At 50.0% G+C, this 15,993-nt stretch carries 11 protein-coding genes and 1 tRNA gene; 3 read left to right on the top strand and 9 right to left on the bottom strand.

Annotation, left to right across the window (positions count from 1 at the left end):
- Positions 1 to 134: 134 nt before the first annotated feature.
- The 8 genes from DW657_RS11920 to lon all read right to left on the bottom strand — a co-directional run bounded on the left by DW657_RS11920 (position 135) and on the right by lon (position 12,319).
- On the bottom strand, positions 135 to 863 hold the full coding sequence (locus DW657_RS11920) for a sulfite exporter TauE/SafE family protein (RefSeq protein WP_118312670.1): 729 nt from the start codon (positions 861 to 863) through the stop codon (positions 135 to 137).
- Between the two features lie 12 nt (positions 864 to 875).
- Positions 876 to 1,337: a peroxiredoxin gene (locus DW657_RS11915; protein WP_118312669.1), complete on the bottom strand. Its 462-nt coding sequence runs from the start codon at positions 1,335 to 1,337 to the stop codon at positions 876 to 878.
- Positions 1,338 to 1,377: 40 nt separating this feature from the next.
- Positions 1,378 to 3,975, bottom strand: coding sequence for an ATP-dependent helicase HrpB (gene hrpB, locus DW657_RS11910; protein WP_118312668.1), 2,598 nt, complete (start codon positions 3,973 to 3,975; stop codon positions 1,378 to 1,380).
- A gap of 39 nt (positions 3,976 to 4,014) precedes the next feature.
- Positions 4,015 to 5,343 carry a ComEC/Rec2 family competence protein gene (locus tag DW657_RS11905; protein WP_158577364.1) on the bottom strand — a complete coding sequence of 443 codons (1,329 nt, stop codon included), beginning with the start codon at positions 5,341 to 5,343 and terminating at the stop codon, positions 4,015 to 4,017.
- A 170-nt stretch (positions 5,344 to 5,513) separates the two neighbouring features.
- Complete coding sequence (locus tag DW657_RS11900; protein WP_118312666.1) at positions 5,514 to 7,313, bottom strand: DEAD/DEAH box helicase; 1,800 nt, start codon at positions 7,311 to 7,313, stop codon at positions 5,514 to 5,516.
- An 83-nt stretch (positions 7,314 to 7,396) separates the two neighbouring features.
- Entirely contained in the window at positions 7,397 to 8,659 is a 1,263-nt protein-coding gene (locus tag DW657_RS11895; RefSeq protein ID WP_118312671.1) for an LptF/LptG family permease, read from the bottom strand.
- A gap of 58 nt (positions 8,660 to 8,717) precedes the next feature.
- Positions 8,718 to 9,845 (bottom strand): tRNA guanosine(34) transglycosylase Tgt, encoded by a 1,128-nt coding sequence (gene tgt, locus DW657_RS11890; RefSeq protein WP_089544148.1) that lies wholly within the window; start codon positions 9,843 to 9,845, stop codon positions 8,718 to 8,720.
- Positions 9,842 to 12,319, bottom strand: a complete 2,478-nt coding sequence (gene lon / locus DW657_RS11885; protein ID WP_118312665.1) for an endopeptidase La — start codon at positions 12,317 to 12,319, stop codon at positions 9,842 to 9,844. The genes tgt and lon overlap by 4 nt, the downstream gene beginning before the upstream one ends.
- Positions 12,320 to 12,557: 238 nt before the next feature.
- Here lon and DW657_RS11880 point away from each other — a divergent pair, with 238 nt between their 5' ends.
- The gene (locus DW657_RS11880) at positions 12,558 to 13,253 is read left to right on the top strand and encodes a tRNA1(Val) (adenine(37)-N6)-methyltransferase (RefSeq protein WP_118312664.1); all 696 of its coding nucleotides are present in this window, start codon (positions 12,558 to 12,560) and stop codon (positions 13,251 to 13,253) included.
- A gap of 3 nt (positions 13,254 to 13,256) precedes the next feature.
- On the opposite strand, the gene DW657_RS11875 is transcribed toward DW657_RS11880, so the two are convergent.
- A complete protein-coding gene (locus DW657_RS11875; RefSeq protein WP_117663739.1) occupies positions 13,257 to 14,297 on the bottom strand; it encodes a diacylglycerol kinase family protein in 1,041 nt (346 codons plus the stop codon).
- Positions 14,298 to 14,489: 192 nt separating this feature from the next.
- Here DW657_RS11875 and DW657_RS11870 point away from each other — a divergent pair, with 192 nt between their 5' ends.
- Both DW657_RS11870 and DW657_RS11865 read left to right on the top strand, forming a co-directional pair.
- Entirely contained in the window at positions 14,490 to 15,683 is a 1,194-nt protein-coding gene (locus DW657_RS11870) for an aminotransferase class I/II-fold pyridoxal phosphate-dependent enzyme (protein ID WP_118312663.1), read from the top strand.
- 231 nt (positions 15,684 to 15,914) lie between these two features.
- Positions 15,915 to 15,988, top strand: a tRNA-Pro gene (locus tag DW657_RS11865).
- Positions 15,989 to 15,993 lie beyond the last annotated feature (5 nt).

Here is a 15,993-nt window from a genome sequence, read left to right as displayed (position 1 = left end):
TTCCTTGTTTGTCATAATCTTATGTTTTTTAAAAAATCAATATTTATATCTACTAAAGATGTTAATCAAAAGAGTTTCTTCCAAATCCACAATACCGCTATGGCGCCAATGACGCATAAAATGAAGTTGATACGCTACGCCCCTAGAAGGAAGGTTAATCCGCTGATTCCGATATAGGCATAGATGATGTATTTGAGTAGGGAGCCGCTGAGGTGCCTGAACACCCAGGAACCTATCAGGTTGCCAATGAAGACTCCGGCTATTCCATACACATAACCTATGGAGACCGTAGTGGTGAAGAAACCATTGTATGCTCTTGCCAAAGTCATCATCAGATTGCCTGCCAGGAAATAGGTCTGCGTCATCGCCAGATAGCGTTCCTTGTCGGGCTCTGAACTGACGAAATAGAGCACGGCTGGTGGTCCCTGCATTCCGAAGAATCCTCCCATCAATCCGCTCAATGTTCCTGCCGTAACCTGCACGGGCAACGTAGTCTTCACCTTGATGCGTTTGCTGAAGAAGGTGAAGTAGATGCTCACGATAATCAGCGTAATACCGAGCAATATGTTCAGTATGTGATATTCCATCCGCTTGAGCACGAAGATGGCTCCGATGGAAATGATGATGAAGGTGAACAGAATGGGCAGCAGCCGCCTCCAGGTGATGTACTTGTATTTCTGAATGACGATGATCAGTGAGGTTGTCATTGCCAGGATGCCTGATAGGGTTGTTGCCTCACCGTAAGAGGGCATGATGGAGGGGAGCATCGTCATGATGAAGATGCCAAAACCGAAGCCAGTGGTGCGTTGCACAAAACTGGCTCCGATGCTCAACAGAAAAAGTTGGATGACAATATTGTCCATTCTGCAGTAGGCTTATTGATGGATGTAATCCAGAATCTGCTCTGCATGAATCTTGGTCTTGATCTCCTTTGGAGTGAAGATTTTCTCAATAATGCCTTCTTCGTTGACAAGATAGGTGGTGCGGAGGATTCCGATGGTCTTTCTGCCGCAGGTTACCTTCTCGCCCCAGCAGCCGAGTTCCTGCAAAAGAGTGGTCTCGGTATCGGCAATAAGAGGGAACTGCAGACCCTTGGTTTCTGCAAACTTCTTCTGCAGAGCCTGCTTGTCCTTGCTCACGCCGATAATCTCGTAACCGGCTGCTGCCAGTTCCTCCTTATGAGCCTGCAGAGAGCAGGCCTCGGCAGTACATCCGCTGGTGTTAGCCTTTGGATAACTGTAGAGCACGAGCTTGCGACCACGGTAGTCGCTTGCCTTGATCTCACGTCCGTCCTGGTCAATGCCAAGAATCTCTGGTATTTTATCTCCTACATTCATAATTATATATTATTTAAAAGTTATACTATTCTTCTATCTATTATTTCTTCCTTTTCACCCCTCTTACTGCCTCACTTTCCAATGGATTCTCGGGCCAGAAGTGCTTGGGGTAGCGGCGCTTCAGCTCCTTGCGCACCTCGAAGTAGGTGGATTGCCAGAAACTGGCGAGATCCTGCGTAAGCTGAACGGGCTTGAAACCCGGAGAGAGCAGCTCCAGCAACAGAGGCTGCCTGCCATCATCAACAGCTGGCGTCTGAGTCATTCCGAAGCATTCCTGCAGACGAACACTGAGGATGGGTGCCTCGGCTCCCTGGCGATAGTCGATGCGGATATGACTGCCCGATGGAACCACGATGTGGGTGGGTGCGAGGCGGTCTATCTCCTGCTGCTGCTCGTATGGAATCTGTGCCCAAAGGATTTCCGGGAGATTGAGCTTCCTGAGTTCGGTGGTGCTCGTCTTGAGCTTTCCGCCCTGTTCCAGATAGAAGGGCAACCATTCGGCGGCTGTCTCCATCAGGTGCGCGGTGGACAGATCGGGCAACTCCATTTCCGGGTGCCACTCTCTTACCTGCGCCACTCTCCGCTGCAACCGCTGAACGTCTTCGTTCCAATCCAGCATGCTGAGTCCTTCCTTCCGGATGGCGGTGCAGAGGATATGGATAATCTGCTGTTTGTCGGCATCCTGGAGCGGTTTGCTATCTACCACCAGGGTTCCGATGCGTCGCTCTCTCTGCATCCTGATTATTCCCGCCTTACTGTCCCACGAGATGTTGTCGAACTCGTGGGTAGGGAGGTCGTTGATGTTAACGGGAGCCGAAAGAAACACCCTGCCTGCCTTTCCTGAAGATGGAAGCGGGGTGGAAGCATTCGTGCCAGACGGCTGAGCAGATACATTGAGCGAGGCGATGGCGAGCCATTGCTGCGCCGACATTGCATCGCTTGAATCGATGAAGATTGTCTTGCCGTTCGACATTCTGAAATGTCCGATATTATCGATAGCCATGGCGATGCGCTCAGGATAGGCTAGGGCAATCAGTCTGCCCACCTCCTCTGCATCCACCGGCTCATTGTCTTCCTTCACCTTGAGCATCCTTCGGTATTCCTGGGCTATCTGGGCGATGCGTGCCCATCTGCCCAGACTGTTTTTCTGTCGCTGCGAACGGAGGATGGAGAGGCGCAGCGCCATATCCGAATCCTCTGCGTCGCTCATCGGGTCTTTCTCTTCCAGCAGGGCGGCTACATCGCAGGCTAGAGCTTTGAGTGCAGAAGTTTCTGAACTCATCATCATCTTGGCGATGCGCGGATGACAAGGCAATGTTGCCATCTTTCTGCCCAATGGGGTGATGCTGCCATCCGGTTCTATCGCTTCAAGAGAAAGAAGCAATTCCTTGGCATTAAGCAGATTACTGCTTGATGGTGGAGTAAGCCAGAGCAGCGACTTGGGATTGTTCTCGCCAAAGGCTGCAATGTCGAGCACCATCGATGTAAGGTCAGCTTCCTCTATCTCCGGTCGGCGCTGGTCTTCCATCAGATGTTCCGAGGTCTGAGTCCACAACCGGTAGCAGATTCCTTCAGCCACACGTCCGGCTCGTCCTCTTCGCTGGGTTGCCATGTCCTTGCTGATGATAACGGTTTCCAGGTGGCTCAATCCCGTTCGGGCATCGTAAACCAGTTTTCGGCAAAGTCCGGAATCCACCACGATCCTCACACCTTCGATGGTAAGTGAGGTTTCTGCGATAGGTGTGGCGAGCACAATTTTCCTTTCTCCCTCTTTCGAAGGGGCTATGGCGAGGCGCTGCTTCTCGGGTGGAAGATTGCCGTAGAGCGGATAAACCTGCGGAACGGAAAGTTCTGCAGCAGATGATGAAGCTGCAGATAATGAAGCTGATGCAGCTGCTGCTCTGCTGAGGCTTGCATCCAATATCTCCTTGCATTTCAGAATCTCCGACTGTCCCGGAAGGAAAGCCAGAATATCTCCCTCGTGCTTATCGGCTGCCTTGAGGATGGTAGCCGCCACCTCTTTATATATGTCGTATCGCGCAATGTCGGTCTCGGAATAAATGGTCTCTACGGGGAACATCCGTCCTTCGCTCTCTATCAATGGCGCCTGAAGAGCCTCGCAGATGGCAGTAGCATCGATGGTTGCCGACATGATGATGATCTTCAAATCTGGTCGGATGATTTCCTGGGCCTGTCGGGTGAGGGCAAGTGCCAGGTCGGAGTTGATGCTTCGCTCGTGAAACTCATCGAAGATGACGGCGCTCACTCCTTCGAGCGTGGCATCATGGATGAGCATTCGGGTAAGTATTCCCTCGGTGAGCACCTCGATGCGGGTTTCTGAAGAAACCTTGTTCTCGAAGCGTACCCGGTAACCCACGGTCTTGCCCACGGGTTCGCCCAAGATGCTTGCCATTCGTTCAGCTATCTGACGGGCAGCAAGGCGGCGTGGTTCCAGCATCAGAATCTTTCCCTGTGGGGTGGCTCCGAGGAGGGTGAGTGGAAGCACGGTGGATTTTCCGGCTCCCGGCGGAGCAGTGACAACAAGGTTTGCCGACTCCTTCAGGGTGCTGTTGATGGCGTCGGCTATCTGGAAGGCAGGAAGATGACCTGCCTGCTGTTTGATTCTATCGTAATTCATACTGCAAAGATACACATTATTTTTGTGATGGGCAAATGATTAGAAAGGTAATGCATGAGAATGGCGAATCTTGTAGATTTTTTCCCTTATCTGGTTCCATTTGGCAAGGACCAGGTAGCCAGATACGACTGCCAGATAGAGAAGCATCAACTGAAGGAGTGACAGATGAAGATGGTCTATGCTGGCGCCCGGCAACAGACTGGTAAGCCGGAAAGCGGTATGGGTGGCTTGGGTAATGCTGGCAAGTAGTGCTGCAACATGCTGCATCAGCCAGGTGCCGACGGAGGCAAGGCTGGAAATGTAGGTAAGGGGAGAAAGCAGCAAGAGTAGGGCACAAAGATAGAGGATGAGGGTGGCTGCCGGGATGGCGATGAAGCTGGTGAGCAGGGAGTAACAGGATATTCTGCCGAAATAATAGACGATGAGCGGAAGCGTACCTATCTGTGCCGCCAGGGATACGCTGAATAGTCCCCAGAGGCAACGGATGATCTTGCCGTGGGATTTGAGCAGGCCGAAGAGTGGGGGATAGAATATGAGGATGGAAGCCACGGCGAGAAAGGACATCTGGAAACTGATGTCGAAAAGATGGAAGGGATTCAGAAACAGCATGATGACATAGGCTAGGGCCAGGGTGTTGAGCGAAAGGTCGGGGCGCAGGGCTAGCAGGCAGAAACTGTAGATGCTGAGCATGGAGGCTGATCTGACGGCGCTAGGGGGAAGGCCGATAAAGACAACATACGCCCATACGGCAACGAGGGACAGGGCAATGGTGGGTCTGGAACGGCGCTTTCCGCCCAGAAGAATCACGAAGAGCTGGAAGATAATGCCTATGTGCAAGCCGCTAACAGCCAGTATATGACTTGTGCCGGAGATGGAAAAGCTCTCCTTGGTTTCCCGGTCGAGTGAACCCTTATCGCCCATCGCCATCGCAGAAATCACGGCGAAATCCTGTCCGTCGATATGATAAGTATGCAGCTGCTGTTCCAGTTGCTGGCGGAAGGAACGGCTTGCCAGGATGGTGCGGTCGATGGGGGAGAGTGACAGGTAGGTCATGATGCTGCCAGGTGCTTTCGTCTTATCGATATGATGGGAGGTGATGAAACCGCCCAGACAGAACAGGCAGAGCGACAGAAAGAGGCTCTGAAGAAGGACCAACTGCTTGATTTTTCTGAAGAAGAGCCGGGAAAGCTGACGGTTTTCATGGAGTACATAGCAGCAGCCGGCTAAGGCTATGGCAATGATGGCTGCGATGAGCCAATAGCGCGTGGAGAAGTAATCATAGCTGTATCTGGCTGTGATGATGCTAAGTGATAGTATGAGGCTGAAGAACATCAGCGGAGTGACTGGGAGTCTTTTATTTCTGTCCATTTTAGCCGTGTTTTCAGGTTCGTTTAAAAAAGAGAAGCCCGACAAAAGGTTGGGATAGTCCAACTCTCTTATCGGGCTTCTCATATATATAATAATGTATAAGCCTGCCTGGAAGCAGGAATACATCATTTCGGGAGATTATTCTCTCTTGAGATTACACTCTCTTGAGATTATTTGCCGAATCCGAAGATACGCTTGATGAATTTCTTCACAGGATTATCGTTCTTCTGTGGATTGACAACAGGAGCGTACTTGCGAGGACCGGAATTCTCAGTTCCCTTCTTCTGCTGGTTCTGCTGAGCTGTGCCCTGTCGCTTCTGCTGGTTCTGCTGGGCGCCACCCTGCTTCTTCTGGGCTACGCCTCTGCCTCGGCCATTGCTGCCTGGACGAACATTGTTCTCATTGCCCGGGCGCTGGTTGCCGTCCTCGTTGTTGCGCTGCTTATTGTTGTTGCGGCGCTTGTTGTTATTGCGGTTCTTCTGCTCGCCGTTGTGCTGCTCAGCGTTTCTCTGTTCATTGTTCTTGAACTCGCCATTCTTCTGTGCGCCATTCTCGTGATTCTTATGTGCACCATTCTCGCCATTGTTCTGAGGAGTCTTTTCCTGACGCTCGTTTGGCTTGTTTGGCTTGCGCTTGTGTGAAGTCTGGTCGCGGTCTTTCTGTCTGCGGCTCTTGGCGCTGGTCTTGGTCTTGGTCTTGCCCTCGCCCTCGCCGTTGCTGTTATTGTTGCCGCTGCGGTTGCCGTTGCGGTTGTTTCCGCCCTGCTTTCCGCCCTTGCCCTTTCGACCATTGTTGCGTTTTGAAGGCTTGTTGAGCTTGATGTATTCAGGGCCTTCGCCGCAATCTTCCGGCAGAGGCATCTTCTCTACCACCTTCTCCAGGAACTTCTCAATCTGCTGGAACCAGTACTGGTCTTCCTCGTTGACGAAGGTGATGGCTCTACCATCGCGGTTGGCACGGGCTGTACGGCCGATGCGGTGAACATAATCCTCAGTATCGTGAGGAACGTCATAATTGATGACCATCTCGATATCATCAATATCGATTCCACGAGCCACGATATCCGTAGCAACCAGTACGTCGAACTGACCGCTCTTGAACTTGAACATCACATCATCGCGCTCTGCCTGCTCCAGGTCGGAGTGCATTGCACCGCAGTTGATGCCGATCTGCTGAAGGGCAGCAGCCAGCTGCTTCACCTTCATCTTGCTGCCGCTGAACACGATGACGCGCTTCATATCGCCAGCCTTGAAGATATCCTTGATGATGGTCATCTTCTGGGTCTCGTAACAAACGTAAGCCTCCTGCTTGATCTTCTCGGCAGGCTTGCTTACGGCAAGCTTGATCTCTACAGGATCCTTGAGCAGGGCCTTGGCAAGTTCCTCAATCTTCTCAGGCATGGTGGCAGAGAACATGATGGTCTGGCAGGTCTTTGGCAACTTGGAAGCGATGGTATTGATGTCTTCTGAGAAGCCCATGTCGAGCATGCGGTCGGCCTCATCGAGAATGAAGAAGCTTACCTTGCTCAAATCTACATTACCCAGGGAAATGTGGGTGATGAGGCGACCTGGAGTAGCAATCACGACATCAGCACCCATGCGGAGACTCTTCAGCTCCTGATCGTAGCGGTTGCCGTCGTTGCCGCCATAAACAGCCACGCTGCTCACATCCTGCAGGTAGTAGCCGAAGCCCTGCATGGCCTGGTCTATCTGCTGGGCCAACTCACGGGTTGGCGACATGATGACGCAGTTGATGGCGTCTTTCGGATAGCCGCCATCGTCAAGCTTGCTCAATACTGGGAGCAGATAGGCTGCTGTCTTACCCGTTCCGGTCTGTGCCACGCCCAATACGTCGTGACCTTCCAATATCTCAGGGATACATTTTTCCTGTACAGGGGTGCAAGTGTCGAAGCGCATGTCGTATAATGCGTCGAGCACGTTGTCATTCAAATCTAATTCGTCGAAATACATTCTTTTCCTTTTTTATGTTGACCATTGAGCCGGATGGATCTTCATCCGTTCCAATGGTCAAGGTTCTTTGTTTCAATGTTTAATTACCTTGGTGCCTTGCGGTAGCAGAAGTAGGCAACGAAGGCGAAGATGATGTTCGGCAACCAAGCGGCAAGTGCCGGAGGGAAGTTTGCCTGGATGGCAAAGGTTGCCGATACGGTTTGCAGCATGATGTAGCCGAAGCTCAGTGCAAGACCGATTCCCAAGGATAGGCCCATTCCTCCCTTACGCTTGCGCGATGAAAGCGACACTCCGATGATGGTGAGGATGAAGGAGGCAAACGAGGCGGCGATGCGCTTGTGGTATTCTACCTGATACTGCACCACATTGCCCGAACCGCGGTTGATCTGCTTGGAAATATACTCCTTCAGTTCCGGACTGGTGAAGGTTTCCTGCTGACCCTTGGAATAAACCAGGTCGGTAGGCTCCATCGTAATCAGCGTATCCTTCTGTGCTCCGCTGGTGATGTGCTCCTTCATACCTTTCAGCTGGCGCACCTTCCAGTTGCTCAGCTTCCAGTGGTATTTGCTGTCGGAGATCGTATCATACTGAATCTCCATCGCCGTAAGGTGGCTTACGAGTTTCTTGTCCTGGAACTTGTCGAGACAGAATCCGTAACCCCGCTTCGAGTTGTTGTCGTAGTGCTGCATATAGGCAATTACGCCCTTATCTACCTGCAGCTGTACGTTTTCGGCAGAAGTATTCTTCTTCTTGTTCTTGTACATCGTCTCAAAGTTCTGGCGTACTACCGTGCCGTGTGGAATCACGTAGGCAGAGAGTACATAGCTCAAGGCTGAGAGCATGATGCAGGTGATGAGGTAAGGACGAAGGAGTCGCTTGAAGGAAACACCTGATGCCAGAATGGCGATGATTTCTGAGTTGCCTGCCAGCTTCGACGTGAAGAGGATGACCGCCACAAACACGAACAACGCACTGAAGAGGTTGGCGAAGTAAGGGATGAAGTTGGCATAATAATCGAAGATGATGGCCTTGGCCGGTGCATGATACTCCGTGAACTTCGCCAGGTTCTCATTGAAGTCGAACACGATGGAGATGGAGATGATCAGTGCAATCGAGAAGAAGTAGTAGCCTACGAACTTCTTGATAATGTACCAGTCTAACCGCTTGATGTATCTCAGTGGGTTGAGATACCTGAGCACCCTGAGGAATCGCAGCTTGTGCCCGATCCAGCCTAGAATGCGGGCTATGCGCTGCAGGATGGCAATGAGCCAGCCGAAGCGAGATTCGAAGGCTCTGCCCATCTTGAGCAGTCTGCGATGTTTTCTGATGTATTTATAATCTTTCATCATTTAATGTAAAATATGTATAGGAGCATCCTATAAAGTTCAATGCTCAACGCTCAAGCTAGATTCGACGGCCGAGCTGATCGATGATAGAGCGTTTCCACTCTACGAAATCGCCCTGCTCGATATGATGGCGCGCATCTGTAACGAGACGGAGATAGAACGACAGGTTGTGGATGCTGGCAATCTGCATGGCAAGGAGCTCCTGGGCCTTGAAGAGATGGTGCAGGTAGGCCTTGGTGGTTATCTGGTCGATGTCGCAGCCGTCTGGATCCACTGGACTGAAATCCATCTCCCACTTCTTGTTGCGCATGTTCATCGTACCATTATAGGTAAAGAGCATCGCATTGCGGCCGTTGCGGGTTGGCATTACGCAGTCGAACATATCAACACCGCGCTCGATGGCCTCGAGCAGGTTCTGGGGAGTTCCTACGCCCATCAGGTAGCGAGGCTTGTCCTTTGGAAGAATCTCATTCACCACCTCGATCATTTCGTACATCACCTCGGTAGGCTCGCCTACGGCAAGACCGCCGATGGCATTTCCGTCGGCTCCCTTATCGGCAATGTACTTGGCTGCTTCGCGGCGCAGCTCTGGGAAAGTACAGCCCTGGACGATAGGGAAGAGGCTTTGCTGATAACCGTAGAGAGGTTCTGTCTCGTCGAAGCGCTTGATGCAGCGGTCGAGCCAGCGCTGGGTCATCTCCAGACTCTTCTTCGCATACATGAAGTCGCTCTGTCCGGGAGGACACTCATCGAAAGCCATCATGATGTCGGCACCGATGATGCGCTCTGTATCCATCACGTTCTCTGGAGTGAAGAAGTGCTTGCTGCCATCGATGTGCGAACGAAACTCGCAGCCCTCTTCTCTGAGCTTGCGGATTCCGGTAAGCGAGAATACCTGGAAGCCGCCGCTGTCGGTGAGGATAGGACGGTCCCAGCCGTTGAACTTATGCAGTCCGCCTGCCGCCTTGATGACTTCGAGTCCCGGGCGCAGGTAGAGATGGTAGGTGTTTCCCAGGATGATCTGGGCCTTTACCTGCTGGCGCAATTCTTCGAAATGTACACCCTTTACGCTGCCCACAGTTCCCACAGGCATGAAGATCGGAGTCTTGATCTGTCCGTGGTCGGTGGTGATGATGCCGGTGCGAGCATCGCTTGCCTTATCTGTTACTTGTAGTTCAAATTTCATTTCTTTTCTTTTTTGTCATTTTCAGGAATGGTGAAGTCGATAGGGTGCTTTACCTTCTCGTCGGTGAGGGCAAACTCCCAGACATCTGCTACATCTTCTACGTAATGGAACTCTACGCCCTTGAGATACTTTTCTGGAATGTCGAGGATGTTCTTCTTGTTTTCCTTGCAGATCACGATGTCTGTAATGCCGGCACGCTTGGCTGCCAGGATCTTCTCCTTGATGCCTCCCACTGGGAGTACCTTGCCGCGAAGGGTTATCTCGCCGGTCATGGCTATGTTCTTGCGAACCTTGCGCTGGGTGATGGCCGAAGCGATACTGGTGGCAATGGTAATACCTGCCGAAGGACCGTCTTTTGGCGTTGCTCCTTCAGGTACGTGGATATGGATGTTCCAGTTTTCAAAGATGCGGTAATCCACGCCCAGCAGGTCGATATGCGCCTTGATGTATTCCAGGGCGATGACTGCCGATTCCTTCATCACATCTCCCAGATTACCGGTCAGGGTAAGCTTGCCCTGTCGTCCCTTGCTCAGAGAAGTTTCGATAAAGAGAATCTCTCCGCCCACAGAGGTCCATGCAAGTCCTGTTACTACTCCGGCATAATCGTTGCCCTGATAGATGTCGCGGGTGAATGGGGCGGTGCCGAGAATCTCCTTCAGGTCTGCTGCGGTGATGGATGGCTTCTCCAATTCCTTGGAATAGGCGAGCTTGTAGGCCATCTTGCGCAGTCCCTTGTTGATCTGTTTCTTGAGCTGGCGCACACCGCTTTCTCGGGTGTAGTGCTCGATGATGCCCTCGATGGCTGCCTTGTTGAAGCTTACCTTCGGGGTGAATTTGTCGAGACCTGTATTCTCCAATTCCTTCGGAATCAGGTGGCGCTTGGCAATCTCTATCTTCTCCTCCGTAATGTAGCCGCCTACTTCGATGAGCTCCATTCGGTCGAGCAAAGGACGTGGGATTGAGCTGATGTCATTGGCGGTTGCGATGAAGAGAACCTTAGAGAGATCGTAATCCACATCCAGGTAATTGTCGTGGAAGGTGTTGTTCTGCTCTGGGTCGAGTACTTCAAGCAAGGCTGATGCTGGATCACCCTGATGGTTGTTGGCTGAAACCTTGTCTATCTCGTCGAGGATGAAGACTGGGTTGCTGCTGCCTGCCTTGAGGATGTTCTTGACAATGCGGCCAGGCATGGCTCCGATATAAGTGCGGCGGTGACCGCGAATCTCGGCTTCATCGTGCAGACCGCCCAGAGACATTCTCACGTATTTGCGCTTCATGGCCTTGGCAATGCTCTTGCCCAGACTGGTCTTGCCGACTCCCGGAGGACCATAGAGGCAGAGAATCGGACTCTGCATTCCACCCTTCAGGGATCTTACGGCAAGATATTCCAGGATGCGCTCCTTTACTTTCTCCATGCCGTAGTGGTCCTGGTTGAGAATCTTCTGGGCATGAGACAGGCTGAGGTCATCTTCGGTGTATTCGCCCCAAGGCAAATCTACCAGCGTCTGCAGATAGTTGAGCTGGATAGGGTAGTCTGGGCTCTGAGGATGGATGTTGTCGAGTTTGGCCAACTCTTTCTGAAAAACCTTCTGGGTTGCCTCGTTCCATTTCTTGGTCTTGGCTTTTTCGAGCAGCTCCTTCTTTTCCGGACTGCTTTCGCCTTCGCCCAGCTCTTCCTTGATGTTCTTGATCTGCTGCTTCAGGTAATATTCCTTCTGCTGCTCGTCGAGATCAAACTGCGTCTTGTTCCTGATTTCATTTTGCAGGTAGAGCAGTTTCTGCTCCTTGTGCAAGGCCTTGAGTGCCTCTATCAGTCGCTCTGACAGCTTCTCCTGTTCCAGCATCTTGATCTTGTCTTCTGCCGTAAAAGGCAGGGAGGTGCAGATGAAGTTGCATTTCACGAAGCGATTGGTAATCTCATTGATCGCATAGACAGCCTCGTTGGGAATGTTCTCATTGTACTGAATGAATTTGATAGATTCCTCGAAGAAAGTTTGGGTCAATGCCTTGAACATAGGATCCTTGGCTTCCTTTTCGGTAGGCCAGGTCTCTGGCAGACTTTCTACATCTGCAAGATAGAATGGATCCTTATCTACTATCTTCTTCAGCCTGCATCGGCCTAAACCCTGCACGATGATGGTCTTCTGGTGCTCTTCGTTTGGCATGTTGATGACTCTCATCAGCTTGGCAAATGTTCCGGTTTCGTACAAGTCTTCCTGATTAGGTGAGTCTATGTCCGCATGCTTCTGGCAAAAGATGCAGAATACTGTTTCTGGATTTTGCTCCAGCATGTTTGCCAGCTCCTTGCTTTCCGCCCTGCCTATCAAGATAGGAGTAAGCACGGATGGAAAAACCACCAGGTCGCGAGTGCAGAGGGTAGGATAGATTCCTGCCTCCCTTTCTTGTATCAATACGGATGCATCGCCCTCAAAGTCGGCTATCATCTGGATTTGTGTATTCGAATTTCTGTTCATATTCTATTTGATAAACACTTTTTGGGGTGTATATGAATTTCTGTTCTATTTTGATAAACACTTTTTGGAGTGCATATTCTCTTGAATATATGCTTATAGGGTGCAAAGTTAGTGATTTTTGCCGAGAATCCCATCGTTTTTTCCGAAAATCACCTCTTTATTAGATATTATTATTAATATAAGCAAGAAGACTGTAATAAAATGCTGATTTTTGCGTTACTATCTTAAAAGTAAAACTATGACAGGATTTAAATTCAAACAATTTGAGATTCATCAGGAGCGTTGCGCCATGAAGGTGGGAACGGATGGTGTGCTGCTGGGAGCATGGGCACCTGGCGGTAAACGCATTTTGGATATCGGGTCGGGGACCGGACTCATTTCGCTGATGATGGCGCAGCGCTTCCCAGAGGCGCAGGTGCTGGGTATTGATATGGATGGAGAGGCTTGTGAGGAGGCTGCTGAGAATGTGGCTGCAAGTCCTTTTGCCGATCGTGTCGAAATAGAGTGCTGCCGATTGCAGGACTATCATTCTGAGGAGTCTTTTGATGCAATCGTAAGCAATCCTCCTTTTTTCTTGAATAGCCTAAAAAATCCAGACAATAAACGTACGATGGCCCGCCATACGGATAGCTTGCCTTTCAGGGATCTTTTCAGGGGTGCAAAAATGCTACTGAGTGCTGATGGCGTTTTTTCCGTGATTGTTCCTTCAGAGGTTCTTGAGGTGGTTGTGTCGGAAGCTTGTATGCTAGGATTTTATCTTATCAGGCAGTGTGGCGTTAAGACTGTGGAGCGCAAACAGCCGAAACGTTATCTTCTGTCATTTGCAAAACATCGGTATAATGGAATGGAAAATACTATAAAAACAATGACCGATTCCGAGGGGAACCGGTCAGAATGGTATGCGAAAATTACAGAAGAATTTTATGTCAGGTAGGGGCTAGAGATTCAGTTTTCTCTGTACGAGCTTGCTGATGGCTCCTACTCGTTTGCTTTGGCGCTGTATGTCTTTGTGAATGTCATCGCGTACAACATTGATGTCGTTGAAGAAATCGGCAAAGGCTGATTGGATGACGTTCGGCTTGCGCACACTCTTGTCTGCAAACGGATTTACAATCATCTTGATGCCTTTTTCTTCCATGTGCACATCTATGTCGGCGCCGGTCATCACAGGGTCGCCATCATAATGGATGACACCTGGCTTGCTGCGGGTGATGTGGAGCTTCTTGCAACGGAAAGACTTGATCTTCGAGTTCTTGTCGAGGGTTTTGTTGAACATATCGAAACTAACCTGTGAGGCTTCGATGACATCAAACGGTTCCATGATGACCACATCCATCAATCCATCGCTCATAGATGCCTGTGGGGCAATATAGGCGTTGTTGCCGTATTGGGAAGCGTTGGCACATGAGATGAGAAACGCTTTATATTGTTTTGTTCCAGTCTCATCCTCCAGAGTATATGTTTCAGGCTCATATTTCAAGCCTTCTCTCAGAATGTTCTCTGCATAGCTGATTGGCCCACGCTTTCCGCTTTCTGCAAACTTCATGCTGACAAAGGCATCGAAGCCCATTCCGCAAGTGCAGAAGAATGGGTATTCGTTGATGACTCCGTAGTCAAGGTCGTGTATTTCGCAGGCGTTGATGATCTCAATGCTCTTCTTCAAGTTCATTGGCAACAGCAGGTGGCGCGCCAGGCCGTTTCCTGAGCCGCAAGGCAGAATGCCTAATGCTGAGTCGGAATGGACGAGGGAACGGGCTACCTCGTTCACAGTGCCATCGCCACCTACAGCCACCACGATGTCTGCGTGGTTGTCTCTGGCTTCGGCTGCCAGTTCTGAGGCGTGTCCTGGTCTTTCAGTCATTTTTATCTCGTACTCGAACTGCTCCTTGTCCAAAGTAGAATCTATCAAACTGGGAACCGCCGCTTTGCTGCTGGTTCCAGAAATCGGGTTCATGATGAAAACTATCTTTTTTTTCATATCTTAGTCAAGAAATTGTATTTTTAAACTGCAAAAGTAATAAAAATCCCTAAAATGGCAAGAAATATCTACTAAAAAAAGCATAAAAGTAAACTTTCTTAGGAAAAAAGCGGTTATATTAGTCTTTTTTTGTATCTTTGCACCCTGAAACTAGAAAATAAATTAAAATAGAAATAAAGTACACCTATTATAATGGGACAATTACAAGAAAGATACAAGAATTATCGTGTACCTCAGAAGTATATGGAAGCCGGTGTGTATCCATACTTCCGTGAGATCACAAGTAAGCAGATGACAGAGGTAACTGACATCGATGGTCATAAGATCCTGATGTTCGGTTCTAATGCTTACCAGGGTTTGACTAATGATCAGCGAGTTATCGATGCAGCTAAGGCTGCTCTCGACAAGTACGGCTCTGGCTGTGCTGGTAGCCGCTTCCTCAATGGTACACTCGATTTGCATGTGCAGCTCGAAAAAGAGCTTGCTGAGTTTATGGGCAAGGATGAGACATTGTGCTTCTCTACTGGTTTCTCTGTAAACCAGGGCGTGTTGGCATGTGTTGTAGGCCGCGGTGATTATATCATCTGTGACGACCGTGATCATGCCAGTATCGTAGATGGCCGTCGTCTTTCATTCGCTACCCAGCTTCACTACAAGCACAACGATATGGAAGATTTGGAGCGCGTGCTCTCTAAGCTTCCTGAGGATGCAGTCAAGCTCATCGTTGTGGATGGCGTGTTCTCTATGGAGGGCGATTTGGCTAACTTGCCAGAAATCGTGAAGTTGAAGCATAAGTACAACTGCTCTATCATGGTAGATGAGGCTCATGGCCTTGGCGTGTTTGGTAAGCAGGGACGTGGTGTCTGCGATCATTTCGGTCTGACCGATGAGGTAGATCTCATCATGGGTACCTTCTCTAAGAGTTTGGCATCTATCGGTGGTTTCATCGCATCAGATAAGGATACCATCAATTTCCTCCGTCACAACTGCCGTACTTACATCTTCAGTGCATCTAACACTCCAGCTGCAACTGCTGCAGCTCTCGAGGCTCTCCATATCATCCAGAAGGAGCCAGAGCGTTTTGAGAATCTTTGGGATGTTACCAACTATGCTTTGAAGCGTTTCCGTGAGGAGGGTTTCGAGATTGGTGAGACTGAGAGTCCTATCATTCCTCTCTACGTTCGTGATGCAGAGAAGACATTCGTTGTTACCAAGCTGGCTTATGATGCAGGTGTGTTCATCAATCCTGTTATCCCACCAGCATGTGCTCCTCAGGACACATTGGTGCGTTTTGCTCTTATGGCTACTCATACAAGAGAGCAGGTAGAACGGGCTGTTGAAATCTTGAAGAAGATTTTCGTAGAGGAAGGCATCATCAAGGCGTAATGGCAAAACAATGCGGTTGCTGAAAATTCATCAATCGTCATATATAATAAGGTATAAAGGGGCAATTTCTTCGGAAGTTGCCCTTTTTTTAGGAAAAAACTGAATAAATGCATATTTTTACAAAAAAAGTTGCAGAAAAATTTGGTGGAATAAGAAAAATGTTGTACCTTTGCACCCGCAATTCAGAAATGATGCTTACTGCAAAGAAGTAATTTCATTGTGAGAAGAAAGCGGGGTGTAGCGCAGCCCGGTAGCGCTCCTGTTTTGGGAACAGGTGGTCGCAGGTTCGAATCCTGTCGCCCCGACTTCA

This window comes from Prevotella sp. AM23-5 (assembly GCF_003473645.1).
GTDB lineage: Bacteria > Bacteroidota > Bacteroidia > Bacteroidales > Bacteroidaceae > Prevotella > Prevotella copri_A.
This window is presented reverse-complemented; position numbering and strand designations above follow the sequence as displayed.